The sequence below is a fragment of the Massilia sp. CCM 8734 genome, from assembly GCF_011682155.1.
GTDB classification, from domain to species: domain Bacteria; phylum Pseudomonadota; class Gammaproteobacteria; order Burkholderiales; family Burkholderiaceae_D; genus Telluria_A; species Telluria_A rubra.
In genome coordinates this window covers 1-16,794 of the sequence record NZ_WHJI01000008.1, presented here as the reverse complement: position 1 = coordinate 16,794, position 16,794 = coordinate 1, and the positions used below count along the sequence as shown (strand labels likewise).

Sequence of the window (16,794 nt, the reverse complement as noted above, 5' to 3'; positions counted from 1 at the left end):
CTCAGGCCGCGCGCAGCACGACGACCACGCGGTGCTGCGCGCCGTCGGCCTTCATCGGGATCATGGCCGCGCCGTCCTCGATCGGCGCTTCCTGGCCGTCGAGCGAGGCCGCCACCACCAGCGAACCGTCGCCGATGGCGTCGTTGATCACCTCGATGTGATAACTGGTGGCGCCGTCCGGCAAGCGGTAGCGGATGCTAAAGCGCGGCCATGCGGCCGGTACCACCGGCTTCATGCGGATCGCGGCGCCGCCTTCGAGCGTGAAGCCGAGCACCGATTCAAGCGCGACCCGGTAGGCCCAGCCGGCCGAGCCGGTGTACCAGGTCCAGCCGCCGCGCCCCACATGCGGATCGGCGCCATAGATATCGGCCGCGATCACGTACGGTTCGACCTGATAGCGCGCCACCGCCTCCGGGGTCAAGGCGTGGCTGATTGGGCTGAGCATTTCGAGCAGTTGCGCGGCGCGCTCGTTGCGGCCCGCTTCGGCCACCGCGCGCACCGCCCAGCAGGCCGCGTGCGTGTACTGGCCGCCGTTTTCGCGCACGCCGGCCACGTAACCCAAGATGTAGCCCGGGTCTTGGGCGGTGTGCACGAAGGGCGGCGTGAGCAGCCGGATCAGGCCATCCGCGTCCGACACCAGCCGCTCTTCCATGGCGTCGAGCGCCATTTCTGCGCGCTCGGCTGGCGCCGCGCCGGAGATCACCGACCAAGCCTGCGCCAGCGCGTCGATCTGGCATTCGTCGCTCTCGCTCGAGCCCATCACCGCGCCGTTGTCGTAAAACGCGCGCCGGTACCACTGGCCATCCCAGCCTTCGCCATTGAGCACCACGGCCAGGTGGTCGCGGTAAGCGCTGTAGGCGGCGATGCGCGCGCTGTCGCCGCGCCGCTCGCACACCGGCAAAAAGTCCTTGATGATGCGGAACAGGAAAAATCCCATCCACACGCTCTCGCCGCGGCCCTCGCGCCCGACCCGGCTCATGCCGTCGTTCCAGTCGCCGGTGCCCATCAGCGGCAGGCCGTGCGCGCCTTTCGTCAGCGAGCGGTCCAGCGCGCGGCAGCAATGCTCGTACACGTCGGCGCTGGTGCCGGCCGGTTCAGGGTGCAGGAAGACTTCGTCTTCGCCATCTTCCAGCGGCGGGGCCGTGAGAAAGCCCTCGACTTCATCGAGCACGCTCCAGTCGCCGGTGGACTTGAGGTAGAAAGCGGTGATGTAGGGTAGCCACAGCAGGTCGTCCGAAAAGCGCGTGCGCAAGCCCTTTTCCAACGGCGCCGGATGCCACCAATGCAGCACGTCGCCTTCGGTGAACTGGTGCGCCGCGTGCAGGCAGATCTGCTTGCGCGTCATTTCGGGCAGGGTGTAGATCAGGGCGCTGGCGTCCTGCAACTGGTCGCGGTAGCCGATCGCGCCGCCCGACTGGTAAAAGGCAGAGCGCCCCCAGATGCGGCAGCTCAAATTCTGATAGGCCAGCCAGCCGTTGACCATCAGGTCGATCGCCGGCACCGGCGTGGCGATCTCGATGGCGCCGACGGTGTCGTGCCAGAACTGGCGTACTTCGGCCAGCGCCTGTTCCACCGCCGCGCTGGCGCGATAGCGCCGCACCAGCGCCTGGGCGTCGTCGGCGCTGGTGGTTTCGCCAAGCAGTACGGCAAATTCGACCTCTTCGCCGGGGGCGATGGTCAGGCGCGCCTGGAACGCGGCGCATGGATCGAGCCCGGGACCGGTGCGCCCGTCGAGGCGCGCTTCGCCCAGCGCCGCCGGCCGCGCGCTGGTGCCCTGGGTGCCGATGAAGGCGGCGCGGTCGGCGCTGTGAAAGCTGGCGCTGGCCGGCGGCGCGATCAGCGCGCCGAAGGTGACGCCGTCGGCGAACGGGCCGGCCATGCGGTTGGTGGCCAGCAGCACGCCCGTGTCCCACGTGGTGCATACATGGCGCGCGCTGTCGGCCGGCGTGCTGCCCAGCACCAGTTGCTGGTACGAGAACAGCGATACCGTGCGGCTGCGGGCCTCGGTATTGCGCAGGCGGATGCGCACGATCTTAAGCGGGTCGTGGCGCGGCACGAACACCGTGCATTCCTGCTCCAGGCCATAGCTGGCGTGGCGGAAGGTGGTGTAGCCGAAGCCGTGCACCGCCTCGTAGCTGGCGGCTGCCGGCGCCGGACCGGGCATGGGCGACCACCAGCTGCCGTCGTCTTCGTCGCGCACATACAGCGCTTCGCCGTGCGGATCGCGCACCGGGTCGTTGAACCAGGGCGTGAGCCGGTGTTCGCGGCTGTTGCGGCTCCAGGTGTAGCCGGCGCCGGTTTCGCTCACCAGCACGCCCACCTGTTCATTGGCGATCACATTGGTCCAGGGCAGGGGAGGGCGCGAGAGACCCCCGGCGCCATCCCAGGCCAGGCGGATCACATATTCCTTGCCGTCGCTGGAAAAGCCGCCGTCGCCGTTAAAGAACCGCAGCGGCGCCGGTTCGGCGTCGTCTTGTGGGTGCTTGCGGTGCGGCGGGCGCGGAGGGCGCAGGATGCTGGCGCGCGGCCCGAACGCCGGCAGCTCGCCCTTGACCACCATGCGCGCCTGCGCGGCCACGCGTTCCAGGTCGGCGCTGTCGACCTGCATCGGGTCGAGCAGGGTGACCGGGCCTGGCAAGGCGGGCCAGTCGGCTTGCGCGCCGACCAGCACCAGGTGCAGCGGCAGGGCCAGCGCATCCCAGTAACGCGCCGCGTCCAGCAAGGCTTGCGCGTGCGGGTCGCGCGGACCGATGGCGTTGACCACGCACAGCACGCGGTCCTTGGGCAGCCCGAGGGCGTCGGGCAGGCTGTCGGTGGACAGGCGCGTATCGCCCGCTGCGCGCAGGGCGCTTTCGCCATATAAAATGGCGGCGGCCAGCGCTTCGGCGTAGGCGCCTTGCTCGGTATCGAGCGCCAGCGCGGTGAGGAGCGCGGCGCGCCGTTCGCCCGCCATGCGCGCGGCCAGTTCCGGCGTTGGCGCGCTGGCCAGCAGGGCCAGCGCGGCGTCGCGGTCGGGCGCCGCGCCGAGGGTAAAGGCGATGACGGCGTTCGCGTCCGGTTCGAGCACCACGTTGCGGCGCAGGCTGAACGACGGATCGAGCACGTTGCCGGCGGTTCCCGACAGCGGCGCGCTTGACGCCAGCGCGTTTGGGGCGGCCAGGCTGCGGCCACGCCCGATGAAGCGTTTGCGGTCGGTCTCGATGCCGGCTTCTTCGCCGCCGCTGGCGGCATGAACCAGCCAGATGCAGGCGTCGTCGGCGCCGCGCGGACGGCGGCGCGCCAGCAGCGCGCCGGCGGCGGGAACCGATTCGGTCTGCACGAACAGTTTCGAGAATGCCGGGTGCGCGGCTTCGGCGGCGCGCTTGTTGAGCACCACTTCCAGATAGCTGGTGACCTCGATGCGGCGCGCGCGCGTGCTGGTGTTACGCAAGGTCAGGGTGCGCAGTTCGACGTCGGTCTCGGGCGCGACGACGATGTCGAGCCGCGCTTCGATGCCGAGGTGGCGGCACGACAGCCACGCGCCGCCATCGTCGCTGCCGAAACCGTAGCGGGCGCCGGCGACCGCGCAGGGCTGGGCGCCGACCGACCAGAACTCGCCGCTATCGATGTCGCGCAGGTAGATAAAGTAACCGTCGCCGTCTTCCACCGGGTCGCCCTGCCAGCGCGTCAGCGCATGTGCGCCGAGGTCGGTCGCGCCGGTTCCGGCAGCCGTGACCAGCACCCGCAAGTGGCCGTTGGAGAGGAAGCGGGCGCCGGCGGCGGGACTGAACGGGATCGGAGTCATGGGCAGGGTACGGTGGTTTGCATAGGGTCGGCGCAATGTAAGCGGTTACATCCGGCTAAATTTTACATGACATCTTTGTGTAAAGAACAAAATTTCGACCAGAAGTCATGCTTTTTTTGGTGAAAAATTTACATAAAAACCACGGTGTGCTGAGCTCGATTGCGGTACATTAAGAAAAATGTAATCGGTTACCGGGGTTTTATGCGGGAAGAATGAAAGCGTGGTGTTTTTATGGCGGTAACGATCAAGGATGTGGCGCGGGCGGCCAAGGTGTCGGTCGCCTCGGTGTCGCGCGCGCTCAATGGCAGCGACACCGTCACCGACGAAACGCGCCAGTTGGTGTTGGATGCGGCGCGCAGTTTGCGCTACATTCCGCACAGCGGCGCGCGCAGCCTGTCGACCAGCCGCACCGAGACCATCGGCGTGGTGCTGCCCGACCTGCATGGCGAGTTCTTTTCGGAGCTCATTCGCGGCATCGACATGGCGGCGCACCGGCGCGGCCTGCACCTGCTGGTATCGAGTTCGCACGGCGACGCCGGCGAAGCGGCGCTGGCCATGCGCGCCATGAGCGGCCGGGTCGATGGCCTGGTTGTTATGTCGCCGCACGTGGATGCCGGTTTTTTGGCCGACAACCTGGCGGGCAATCTGCCCATCGTCCTTGTCAATACGCGCGCCACCGGCCACGATTGTTCGGCCCTTGCGGTCGACAACCACGGCGGCGCGGCCGATATGGTGCAGCACCTGGTCGAGATGGGGCACCGCAGCATCGTCATGATCGCCGGCCCGGCCGACAACTTCGACGCCGAAGAACGTTTGCGCGGCTTTCGCGAGACCATGGCGCGCCTCTTGCCCGGCGCGCCGCCGTTCGAGCCGCAAGTGCTGCGCGGCGACTTCGGCGAGGAATCGGGCTATCGCGCCGGCCAGCAGCTGCGCGCCTTGAAGCGCCTGCCCGACGCGGTGTTCGCCGCCAACGACATGATGGCGATCGGCTGCCTGTTCGCGCTGGGCGAGGGCGGCCTGGTGGTCCCGCGCGATATTGCGCTGGTCGGCTTCGACGATGTGCCGACGGCGCGCTTCGTCACGCCGCCGCTGACCACCGTGCGCGTGCGGATCACCGAAATGGGCAGCCGCGCGCTCGAATGCCTGGCCTTCGAAATTGAAAACCCGCAGGGGACGAAAAAAACCGTGCAGGTGGTGCAAACCGAACTGGTGGTGCGGCGCTCGTGCGGCGCACATGCGCAGGGCGTGACGGAAAACGGCAAGCGGTAGCAAACAACTATAAAACAACGGGAGAAATGCATGAAGATGAAAGCAGGCGTGCGCGAACTGCGCAGGGCATTGGTGGGACTGTCGACGGTGGCCATGCTGGCCGCCGCGCCGGCGTATGCGCAGTTAAGCAGCGCCACCATCAAGGGACAAATCACGCAGAGCGGCGCGCCCGCGGCGCCGGCCACGCCGGTCGTCGCCAGCAACACGGCCACCGGTTACAACTACCGCACCAGCACCGGCGCCGACGGCAGCTACGTGCTCACCGGCCTGCCGCCGGGCGAGTATGCGATCAAGGTCGGCGGCCAGAGCACCGAAAAGGTCACGTTGTCGATCGGCCAGACCGCCTCGCTCGACCTGTCGGTGGGGGCGGCCGATCCGGCCAATTCGGCCAACATGGCGCAGGTGGTGATCCTGGGTTCGGCCCAGCGCCGCAACGTCAAGACCTCGGAAGTCGGCACCAGTGTGTCGCGCGCGCAGATCGACAGCCTGCCGCAGGTGTCGCGCAACTTCCTCGCCTTTGCCGACCTGGCGCCGGGCGTGCGCTTCGATGTCGAGGCCAAGACCGGCTACGGCACCTTGCAGGGCGGGGCGCAGAACCAGGATAACGTGAACGTCTTCATCGACGGCGTCGGCCAGAAGAACTACATCCTGCGCGGCGGCATGTCCGGGCTCGACTCCTCGCGCGGCAATCCGTTCCCGCAATCGGCGGTGGCCGAGTACAAGGTGGTTTCGCAAAACTACAAGGCCGAATTCGACCAGGTCAGTTCGACCGCGATCACGGCGATCACCAAGTCGGGCACCAACCAACTGCATGGCGATGTGTTTTTCGACCGCACCGGCGCCAACCTGACCGCCTACGATCCGTTCCAGAAGAAGAACAAGGCCGACGGCGTGGAGCGCCCGCGCTTCTCGCAAAAGCAGTACGGGGCCACGCTCGGTGGGCCGATCAAGGAAGACGTGATGCATTACTTCATCGCGTACGAAGGCAAGCGGATCGACACGCCGCGCCAGGTCGTCGCCCAGCGCCAGGACTTGCTGCCCAACGCCGGCATCGTGCCGTCCCTGCTGGCGCAGGCCGGATCGGCCACGGCCAAGTTCAAGGAAGACCTGGTGCTCGGTAAGATCACCACGCGCATCGGCGAAGACCACCTGATCGAACTGACCACCCGCGTGCGGCGCGAGAACGACCTGGTGCCGGAAGACTTCAAGCTGTCGGTGCCGGGCAACGAGAAGGACCGCAAGAACGACGAAACCCGGATCGACCTGAAACATGAATTTGCGCGCGGCGACTTCCTGAACGAAGCGCGCATCGGCTACGAAAAATTCCACTGGAATCCGAGCGCGCTGTTGTCGACGCCTTATGTGAAGTACGTGGTCTCGCCGAGTAACGAGACCAAGAACGTGGTCGACGTGCTGTTTACCGGAGGCTCGCCCGACGCCCAGGACCGCATGCAAAAAGGCCTGTCGTTGAGCGAGAGCCTGACCTGGACCGGTCTTGCGGGCCACACCATCAAGGGCGGGGTCAAGATCAAGAAGGTCGACTTCAAGCTGTACGGCACCTCGAACGCTATCGATATCCGGCGCGAGATGATCGACAACGTGACCGGCATTCCACAGGTCTTCGAAATTTCGCGCGCACTGGCGCCCACGGGCGTGAGCTACACCGACCGCCAGTACGGCGTGTATTTGCAGGACGACTGGAAAGTGACGAAGCAGCTCGAACTGAACCTGGGCCTGCGCTGGGACTACGAGACGAATATGCTCAACGACAGCTATGTCACGCCAGCCGACCGCGCGGGCCTGTTCGGCAAGCAGGACCCGCGCCCGGGCGCCCCTAGCGGCCAGACCTATGCGCAGTCGCTGGCCAAGGGCGGCGTGACCATCGGCGACTACATCAGCACCGGCTCGAACCGCAAGTCGTTCAAGGATGCGTGGCAGCCGCGCGTGGGCATGTCGTACGACCTTTTCGGCGACAGCAATACGGTGTTTTTTGCCGGCGCCGGGCGCGCCTACGACCGCACCATCGCCAACGTGGCGCTGGACGAACTGCAAAAGAATTCGCAGCCGGGCGGCGAGATCCGGCTGATCCGCAGCGAACACAAGCTGCCGTACACCGACCAGTTCGGCCTCGGCGTGCGCCAGGCGCTGGGCGCGTGGAATACCGAGTTTGGCGCGACCGTGTCGCGCAGCCGCAACCAGTTCAACTGGTTCGGCGGTAACCGCGACGTCAACGGCGGCTGGGGCAATGCCAGCCCGATCGACCCGATGTTCAGCTCCGTGCCGGGCTACGGCACCCTGATCCTGGGCGACTTCATCTCGCAGGCGAAAACCTCGTCCGCGTATCTGAAAGGCGACAAGCCGTTTTCCAGCGCGTCGGGCTGGGGCCTGGCCGCGACCTACACCTACTCCGAGGGCGAGACCACCAACAAGGAGTGGAACAACGACATGTTCAACTGGACCTACGGTCGGTACGCCTATTCATGGAATCCGTCGACCACCGTCGAGCGCCACCGCCTGGTGGTGGCGGGGATGAGCGACCGCCTGCTGCCCTATGGGATCATGCTCTCGTCCAAACTGACGCTCGGCAGCGGCCTGCCGTACCGGATCACCGACTGCGCCAAAGGCTTTAACGACTGCGTCTCGCGCAAGGGCGACGGCGGCCCGTTCCGCACCGTCGACGTGGCCATGGCCAAGGATGTCGGCGTCGGTTTCGGCAAGGTGTCGGTGCGCTTCGATGTGCTCAACGTGTTCAACACGGTCAACTACGCCGCCTACGATGCCTGGGGCGGCGGCCCGACCACCAAAAATCCCAATTACCTTGGCGGCGACAACGTCAAGCTGGGAACCGCGGGCGCCATCACCGGCCCGATGCGCACAGTCAAACTGACCGCGCGCTATGCATTTTGAATAAGGGAAGTCGATGAGAAAACGCTTGATGCCGATGGCCGCGCTGGTTGGCGCCATCGCGACGATGCCGCTGGCGCCGGCCCATGCCGCACCTGCGGGTGCTGGTGCGGCTACGGGGCCGGCGGCGGCCCTGCTGGACGACCTGTCCGAACGCACCTTCCGCTTCTTCTGGGAGACCGCCAATCCGGTCAACGGGCTGGTGCCCGACCGCTATCCGTCGCCGTCGTTCTCCAGCATCGCGGCGGTGGGCTTCGGCCTGACCGCCTATCCGATCGGCATCGAGCGTGGCTACATCACGCGCGCGCAGGCGCGCGAGCGCGTGCTGACGACCCTGCGTTTCTTCCGCAATGCGCCGCAGGGCAAGCAGGCGCAGGGCATGAGCGGCTACAAAGGCTTTTTCTATCACTTCCTGGACATGAAAACCGGTGTGCGCAGTTCCAACTCGGAGCTCTCGACCGTGGACACGGCCCTCCTGATTGCCGGCGTGCTGCATATGCAATCGTACTTCGACGGCGCCGACGAACAGGAGGTTGAAATCCGTCGCCTGGCCGACGAACTGTATCAGCGCGTCGACTGGCAGTGGGCGCAGGCGCGCCCGCCGGCCATCGTGCTTGGCTGGCATCCGGAAACCGGCATGCTGCCCTACGACTGGCGCGGCTACAACGAAGCGATGCTGGTGTACGTGCTGGCGCTTGCGTCGCCGACCCACCCGGTCGACCCGAAGGCGTGGGACGAGTGGACCAGCACCTACGACAAGACCTGGGGCACCTCGTGGGGCCAGGAGCACCTGGCGTTTGCCTCCCATTTCGGGCACCAGTATTCGCACGTGTGGATCGATTTTCGCGGCATCCAGGATACTTACATGCGCAAGCGCGGCATCGATTACTTTGAAAACAGCCGGCGCGCGACCTACGCGCAGCAGGCCTACGCGATCGCCAATCCGCTCGGCTGCAAGGGCTACGGCGCCAATCTGTGGGGCGTGACCGCCAGCGACGGCCCGGCCGACGCCACCATTACCGACGGCGGCAAGCGGCGCAAGTTCCGCAGCTACGCCGGGCGCGGCATGGGCAAGGAGCACTACGACGACTGCACCATCGCGCCGACCGGCGCGGCGGCGTCGATCGCCTTCGCACCGGAGATCGCGATTCCGGCGATAACCGACATGCATGCGCGTTACGGCAAGCAGATCTACGGTAAATACGGTTTCCTCGACGCCTTCAATCCAAGCTTCGACTTCGGCATCAAGCTGGCCAGCGGACGGCGCGTACCGGGCTTCGGCTGGATCGATACCGACTACCTGGGCATCGACCAGGGCCCGATCCTGGCGATGATCGCCAACCACCGCGACGAATCGGTGTGGCGCGTCATGCGCGGCAATCCGGTGATCCGCACCGGCTTGCGTCGCGCCGGCTTTTCGGGCGGCTGGCTCGAGACCGGGGCCAAGCCATGAATCTGCGGCGGCGCCACTGGGTCGCCGGTTCGGCGCTGGCGCTGCTGCTGGCGGGCTGCGAACGGCGCAGCGGCGGCCCGGTGGAGCTGCGCCTGTGGGCCATGGGGCGCGAGGGTGAAGTGGTCAAAGAACTGCTGGCCGATTTCGAAAACCTCAACCCCGGCATCCGCATCAAGGTGCAGCAGTTGCCGTGGCTGTCGGCGCAGGAAAAACTGCTGACCGCTTTTGCCGGCGACGTCACGCCCGACCTGTGCCAGCTCGGGAACACGTGGATACCCCAGTTCGCGGCGCTGGGCGCGATCGAGCCGCTGGGAGATCGTATCGACCGTGCCGATGGCGTCACGAGCGCCGACTATTTTCCCGGCATCTGGGCCTCGAACCAGATCGACGCCCAGTTGTTCGGCGTGCCCTGGTATGTCGACACGCGCTTGGTTTACTACCGCAAGGACTTGCTGCTTGATGCCGGCTTTGCCACGCCGCCCGCCAGCTGGGCCGAGTGGACGGGCGCCATGCGCGCGATCAAGCAGCGCAGCCCGCAGAATTATGGCGTGCTGCTGCCGCTGAACGAATACGAACAACTGCTGTCGCTGGCGCTGCAGCAGGATGCGCCGCTGCTGCGCGATGGCGGGCGCTTCGGCGACTTCCGCCATGCCGATTTTCGGGCTACGCTGCAGTTCTACCTCGACCTGTTTAAAAATGGCCTGGCGCCGCGCTTGTCGGCCACGGCGATTTCGAACGTGTGGGATGAATTTGCGAAGGGCTTTTTCGCGTTCTATATCTCGGGGCCGTGGAATATCGGCGAATTCAAGCGCCGCCTGGCGCCCGACAAGCAGCACACCTGGATGACGGCGCCCCTGCCCGGACCGCACGGCCCAGGCGCCTCGGTGGCCGGCGGCGCCAGCCTGGTCGTGTTCAAGGCGTCGCAGCATAAGGAAGAGGCGTGGAAGGTGATCGAATACCTGTCGCAACCGGAAGTGCAGCGGCGCTTTTACCAGATGACCGGCAACCTGCCGCCGCGCCGCAGCGCGTGGGCCGACCCGGCGCTGCAGGGCGATCCGTATTCGGCGGCCTTTCGCGAGCAGTTAGAGCGCGCCAAGTCGCCGCCCAAGGTGCCTGAATGGGAGCGCATCGGCACCGAAATGCGCATCGTGACCGAGGCGCTGGTGGCGGGCCGCATGACGATCGAGCAGGCCGTGACGGAGCTCGACGCGCGCACCGACCGCATCCTCGAAAAACGCCGCTGGATGCTCGACCAGCGGGGCAGGGCATGAAGACGGGCTGCGCCGCATGGTGGATGGTGGGGCCGCCGCTGCTGGTGATCGGCGTGTTTTTCTTCGTGCCGGTGGCCGCCGCGCTGGCGATGAGCATGACCGACTTCGATCTGTACGCGCTGGCGGACCTGAACAACCTGCGCTTCATCGGCCTGGCCAATTATGCGGAACTGCTGCAAACGCCGTTGTTCTGGAAGGCGCTGGGCAACACGCTGTTTTTCGTGCTGGTCGGCGTACCGCTGTCGATTGCCGCCTCGCTCGGCGCGGCGCTGCTGCTCAATTCCCGGCTGGCCTGGTTCAAGCCGCTGTTTCGCACCGCCTTCTTTGCGCCGGTGGTCACCTCGATGGTGGCCGTCGCCGTCATCTGGCGCTACCTGTACCACTCACGCTATGGTTTCATCAACTACGGGCTCGATCTGGTGGGACTGGCGCCGGTGGACTGGCTGGGCGACCCGCGTTTTGCGATGCCCTCGATTATCCTGTTCGCGGTCTGGAAGAATTTTGGGTACAACATGATCATCTTCCTGGCCGGCCTGCAAAGCATACCGGGCGACTTGTACGAGGCCGCCGAACTCGATGGCGCGCGCAGCGTGGCCATGCTGCGTCACATCACCCTGCCGGCCCTGGCGCCGACCATGTTCATGGTCAGCATTCTCACCATGGCCGGCTACTTCCAGTTGTTCGCCGAGCCGTACATGATGACCGAAGGCGGGCCGCTGCAAAGCACCGTCAGCGTGTTGTACTTCATGTACGAGCAGGGCTTCAAGTGGTGGAACCTGGGTAGCGCCACGGCGGTTGCCTTTATCCTGTTCCTGCTGATGTTCGGCGTGACCATGCTGCAAATGCGCGTGGCCGGCCGCGGGCTGGAAGAATGAGCGCGCGCGGCGGGACCATGCCTAGGGGCGTGTGGGTCAATGCGCTGCTGGTCCTGTGCGCGCTGCTGGCCATGTTTCCGCTGCTGTGGATGACGTCCGTGTCGTTCATGGCGCACGGCGAAGCGAGCCACTTTCCGCCGCCGCTGCTGCCGCGCCAGGCCACGCTGGCCAATTACCTGGAGCTGTTCGCGCAGGCCGGTATCGGGCGCTATTTTTTGAACAGCCTGTTGCTGGCGGTGGCCGCGACCCTGCTGTCGCTGGCGTTCAACGTGGGCGCGGGCTACGCGTTTGCCAAGCTGCGCTTCGCGGGGCGCGACCGCATCTTCAAGCTGCTGCTTGGGGCCCTGGTGATTCCGGGGCAGGTGGCGATGCTGCCGCTCTTTTTGATCATGAAGCAAATGGGGCTGGTCAATACCTACATCGGCGTGCTGGTGCCGGCGGCGGCCAGCATCTTCGGGATCTTTTTGGTGCGCCAGTATGCGTTGACCATTCCCGATGCCTTGCTGGAGGCGGCGCGGCTCGATGGCGCCAGCGAGTTCCGCATCTTCCGCTCGATCGTGCTGCCGCTGCTGGCGCCGATCCTGGTGACGCTGGCGATCTTCAGCTTCTTGGGGAGCTGGAACGACTTCATGTGGCCCTTGATCGTCCTCACCGACAAGGACCTGTATACGCTGCCGGTGGCGCTGGCGTCGCTCTCGCGCGAGCACGTGCAGGATAACGAGATGATGATGGCCGGCTCGGTGCTCACCATCCTGCCGGTGCTGCTGCTGTTCCTGGTGTTGCAGCGCTATTACATCCAGGGCCTGCTGGTGGGAAGCGTGAAGGGATGAGGAAGCCGTGGCCGCTGCTGTTATGCGCCATGATCAGCGCGCAGGCGCAGGAACGCATCCTCGACGACTTCGAACAGCCCCTCGCGTGGAAGGCGGTAGTGTCGGACGGGGTCACCGCCAGCGCGTCGGGCGCGCCCGGCGTGCAGGGGCAGGGCATGCGCTTCGACTTCGACTTCGGCAGCGCCGCCGGCTACGCTAGCGCGCGGCGCGCACTGCCGCTCGACTTCGACGGCGACTATGCCATCTCGTTCTGGATGCGCGCTGACGCTCCGCTCAACAATTTTGAAATGAAACTGGTCGACGCCAGCGGCGACAACGTCTGGTGGGTCAACCGGCCCAACTTCGCCATCTCGCGCGAGTGGCAGAAGGTCACTTTCAAGAAGCGCCATATCGATTTTGCCTGGGGGCCGGCCAAGGACCGCACCTTGCGCCGCGCCGAGCAGATGGAACTGGTGGTCAGCGCCGGGCCTGACGGCGGGCGCGGGTCGCTCTGGATCGACGACCTGCGCATGCGCGCCATTGCCCCGGCAGGACCGCTGCCCGAACCCGTCATTTCAACAACACCCGGCGTGGTGACAGTCGATTACGGCGTGCCGCGTGAATTTGGCGGCATCGTGCTGCACTGGGCCGACGGGCTGCACGCCGTCCGCTACGACGTCGCTTTTTCCGATGACGGCAGCACCTGGCGCACCGTGCGCAGGGTACTCGATGGCACGGGCGGCGCCGATCCGCTGTTGCTGGGCGAGTCGGAGGCGCGCTACGTGCGCGTGACGATGCCCGATCTTGCGGCGCACCGGCACTGGCTGGAGCGGATCGAACTCAAGGACCTGGCCTACGGCGCCTCGGCCAACAGCTTTTTCCAGGCGCTCGCGAAGGAAGCGCCGCGCGGCCATTACCCGCGCGGCATGTCGGGACAGCAGAATTACTGGACCGTGCTAGGTGTCGACGGCGGCCGCGAGACAGGGCTGATCTCGGAAGACGGCGCCATCGAAGCGGCGCGTGCGGGCTTTACGATCGAGCCGTTTGTCATTGATAACGGAAAGCTTGCCACGTGGGCCGATGTGACGATTTCACAGTCGCTGCAGGATGGCTATTTACCGATACCGTCGGTCAGCTGGACGGCGCCGCGCTGGCAGTTGCGCACGACCGCGTTCGCGCAAGGTACGCCGGCCACCTCGCAACTGATTGCGCGCTACGACCTGGCCAACACCTCGGATCTTCCCTTGGCCTTGCGGCTGGTGTTGGCGCTGCGCCCCCTGCAAGTCAATCCGCCGATGCAGTTCTTGAATACCCCTCCCGGCGTAAGCCCGATCCGCGCGCTCGCGTGGAATGGCGACAGCTTCGCCGTCGATGGCGTCACCCGTGTCTGGAGCCTTGCCGTCCCCGGCCTGGCTGGCGTGTCCTCCTTCGACCATGCCGCTATTCCGGCGCGCCTTGCGGGCGATGGCTGGAGCGCGCTGCGGCGGGTGGACGACGAAGCCGGTTTCGCCTCCGGCGCGCTGGCGTACGACGTCACGCTGGCGCCGCGAGCGACGGCGGTGTTCGGCCTTGCGCTGCCGTTGAATGGCCAGCCGGGCGCACCGCAACTGGCCGGCGCCACGCCCGGGCATTGGCTCACGGCCATGCAGGATGAAGTCGCCGAACAGTGGCGCGCGCGCCTGAACCGCGTGTCGATCACCGTTCCGGCGGCGGCGCAGCCGCTGGTCGATACCTTGCGTTCGTCGCTGGCGCACATCTTGATGACGCGCGACGGCGCGGCCCTGATGCCGGGCACGCGCTCGTACGCACGCTCGTGGATACGCGATGGCGCCATGATGTCGGAAGCGATGCTGCGGCTCGGGAACGACAACGTCGCGCGCGACTATGCCGGCTGGTTCGCCCGATACCAGTTCGCAAACGGAAAAATCCCCTGCTGCGTGGACCGGCGCGGGTCCGACCCGGTGCCCGAAAACGACAGCCAGGGCGAGTTCATTTTCCTGCTTGCGCAGATGTGGCGCTACACCCACGATCGCGAGCTGGTGACGCGTCTGTGGCCGCGCGTGAAAGCGGCGGCGGCCTACATGGAGCAGCAGCGCCAGTCCGAACGCAGCGCGGCCAATCTCGCGCCGCAGCGGCGCATGCTGTATGGCTTGCTGCCGGCGTCGATCAGCCACGAAGGCTATTCGGCCAAGCCGATGCATTCGAACTGGGACAATTTTTGGGGCCTGCGCGGCTATCGCGACGCCGCCATGCTGGCCACGGTGCTCAACCAGACCGGCGACGCCGCCACCCTGCGCGCACAGGGCGACCAGTTCGAACGCGAACTGCTGGCGTCCCTGCGCCTGAGCGCCAGCACGCACGGTATCGACTACCTTGCCGGGGCGGCGGAACTGGGCGACTTCGATCCCACCTCGACCACGATCGCACTGTCTCCGGGCGGCCTGCAACAGCGCTTGCCGCAAGACCTGCTGCACGGGACGTTCGAGCGGTACTGGCGTGAGGCGGTGGCGCGGCGCGACGGCCGGCGCGAGTGGAACGATTACACGCCGTACGAACTGCGCAACGTGGCCGCTTTCGTGCGGCTCGGATGGCGCGGGCGCGCACACGAACTGCTCGATTTTTTCATGCGCGACCGCCGGCCCGTCGCGTGGAACCAGTGGGCCGAAGTGGTGGGGCGCGACGCGCGCGAGCCCCGCTTCGTGGGCGATATGCCGCACGGCTGGATCTCGTCGGACTACATCCGCTCCGCGCTCGACCTGTTTGCGTACGAGCGTGAGTCCGATCAGTCCTTGATTGTCGCGGACGGCATTCCAGCCGCATGGCTTGACGGCGCCGGTGTCGGCGTGCGGGGTTTACGCACGACGTATGGAACGCTGGACTACGCCATCCGGGCCGAAGCGCGCGGCATCAGCATGACGATCGGCGGTAAGATGAATCGGCCGCCGGGTGGCGTGCTGCTGCGCGTCTTGGACGAGCGTTGGCGCGGCGCGCGCACCACCATCAACGGCAAGCGCGCCTACTGGCGCGGCGGTGAACTGCGCATCGGCGCGCTGCCGGCCACCGTTTTCATCGCAGTCGATCACACCAAGGGAAAACCATGAGCAACGCAATCGAATTTCCCAAGAACTTCCTGTGGGGCGCCTCCACCTCGGCCTACCAGATCGAAGGCTCGCCGCTGGCCGATGGCGCGGGACCGAGCATCTGGCAGCGCTTCGCTCACTCGCCCGGTAATATCCGCGATGGCGACACCGGCGACGTGGCTTGCGACCATTACCGCCGCTCCGCCCAAGACGTGGCGCTGATGCGCGAGATCGGCTTGCAGGCTTACCGCTTCAGCATTTCGTGGAGCCGCGTCATGCCGTCCGGGCGCGGCGCGGTCAACCCCGTGGGGATCGGCTTCTACGATGAGCTGGTGGACCGCCTGCTGGCGCAGGGCATCAAGCCGATGGTCACCTTGTTCCACTGGGACTTGCCGGAAGCGCTGGACAACCAGGGCGGCTGGCTCAATCGCGACATCGCCGACTGGTTTGCCGATTATGCGCGCGTGATGTTCGAGCGGCTCGACGACCGCGTCACCTCGTGGGCCACGCTCAACGAGCCGTGGGTGGTGTCCGACGGCGGTTACCTCAATGGCACCCTGGCGCCGGGGCACCACAACCGCTTCGAGGCGCCCATCGCCGCGCACAATCTGCTGCGCGCCCATGGCGCGGCGGTCAAGGTGTACCGCGAGGTGGGCAAGCACGAGATCGGGCTGGTGGTGAACCTGGAACCGAAGTACCCGGCCAGCGACAGCGCGGCCGATCAGCAAGCGGCCGCGCGCGGCCATGCCTACATGAATGGCCAGTTTCTCGACCCGGTGTTCTTTGGGCGTTATCCGGAAAAGATGAAGGACGTGTACGGCGACGCCTGGCCCGAGTGGCCGGCGGAAGACTTCGAGCTGATTCGCCAGCGGCTCGACTTCATCGGTGTCAATTACTACACGCGCAGCGTCACGCGCGACGAGGCCACCGCCTTGCCGGTGCGCGCGGTGGCGGTGCGCCAGCCGCTGGCCACCTACACCGAGACCGGCTGGGAGGTGTATGCGAGGGGCTTGAGCGACACGCTCGAATGGGTGGCTGCGCGCTACGGCAATCCGCCGCTGTACATCACCGAGAACGGCGCCGCCTTTTTCGATCCGCCGGTGGCCGAAGGAGGGCGGGTGCACGACCCGCTGCGGATCGACTATTACCAGAAGCACCTGCGCGCCATCCACGAAGTAATACAGAAGGGCGTGGACGTGCGCGGCTACTGCGCCTGGTCGCTCGGAGCGTGTCAAACTATTTGAGACCGGTTTTGCAATTAGTTTAGGGAGCATTTTTCAGTCTGAACATCTCCCAGGATTGTCGCTTTTGGCATATTGATGCCGGCTTCGGTCGGCAGTGCCGGTGGC

9 protein-coding genes are annotated in these 16,794 nt (G+C 66.2%); 8 read left to right on the top strand and 1 reads right to left on the bottom strand.

The genetic code is table 11. From position 1 onward, the window contains the following. Position 1: 1 nt before the first annotated feature. Complete coding sequence (locus F2P46_RS09530) at positions 2–3,784, bottom strand: glycosyl transferase (RefSeq protein WP_166888084.1); 3,783 nt, start codon at positions 3,782–3,784, stop codon at positions 2–4. Between the two features lie 231 nt (positions 3,785–4,015). Between F2P46_RS09530 and F2P46_RS09525 the strand changes: the two genes are divergently transcribed. The 8 genes from F2P46_RS09525 to F2P46_RS09490 are packed head-to-tail and all read left to right on the top strand — an operon-like array spanning position 4,016 to position 16,689. Then, positions 4,016–5,053 (top strand): LacI family DNA-binding transcriptional regulator, encoded by a 1,038-nt coding sequence (locus tag F2P46_RS09525; protein ID WP_166888082.1) that lies wholly within the window; start codon positions 4,016–4,018, stop codon positions 5,051–5,053. Positions 5,054–5,083: 30 nt separating this feature from the next. Next, positions 5,084–7,960: a TonB-dependent receptor gene (locus F2P46_RS09520; RefSeq protein WP_166888079.1), complete on the top strand. Its 2,877-nt coding sequence runs from the start codon at positions 5,084–5,086 to the stop codon at positions 7,958–7,960. 13 nt (positions 7,961–7,973) lie between these two features. Beyond that, positions 7,974–9,410, top strand: coding sequence for a glucoamylase family protein (locus tag F2P46_RS09515; RefSeq protein WP_166888076.1), 1,437 nt, complete (start codon positions 7,974–7,976; stop codon positions 9,408–9,410). Continuing rightward, complete coding sequence (locus F2P46_RS09510) at positions 9,407–10,681, top strand: sugar ABC transporter substrate-binding protein (protein WP_166888073.1); 1,275 nt, start codon at positions 9,407–9,409, stop codon at positions 10,679–10,681. The genes F2P46_RS09515 and F2P46_RS09510 overlap by 4 nt, the downstream gene beginning before the upstream one ends. Beyond that, positions 10,678–11,556 carry a carbohydrate ABC transporter permease gene (locus F2P46_RS09505; RefSeq protein WP_166888070.1) on the top strand — a complete coding sequence of 293 codons (879 nt, stop codon included), beginning with the start codon at positions 10,678–10,680 and terminating at the stop codon, positions 11,554–11,556. Before F2P46_RS09510 ends, F2P46_RS09505 begins: the two co-directional genes overlap by 4 nt. A gap of 17 nt (positions 11,557–11,573) precedes the next feature. After that, positions 11,574–12,386 (top strand): carbohydrate ABC transporter permease, encoded by an 813-nt coding sequence (locus tag F2P46_RS09500; protein ID WP_208296561.1) that lies wholly within the window; start codon positions 11,574–11,576, stop codon positions 12,384–12,386. Next, on the top strand, positions 12,383–15,466 hold the full coding sequence (locus F2P46_RS09495; protein WP_208296560.1) for a discoidin domain-containing protein: 3,084 nt from the start codon (positions 12,383–12,385) through the stop codon (positions 15,464–15,466). The genes F2P46_RS09500 and F2P46_RS09495 overlap by 4 nt, the downstream gene beginning before the upstream one ends. After that, the gene (locus tag F2P46_RS09490) at positions 15,463–16,689 is read left to right on the top strand and encodes a GH1 family beta-glucosidase (RefSeq protein WP_166888064.1); all 1,227 of its coding nucleotides are present in this window, start codon (positions 15,463–15,465) and stop codon (positions 16,687–16,689) included. The genes F2P46_RS09495 and F2P46_RS09490 overlap by 4 nt, the downstream gene beginning before the upstream one ends. The last annotated feature ends 105 nt before the right edge of the window (positions 16,690–16,794 follow it).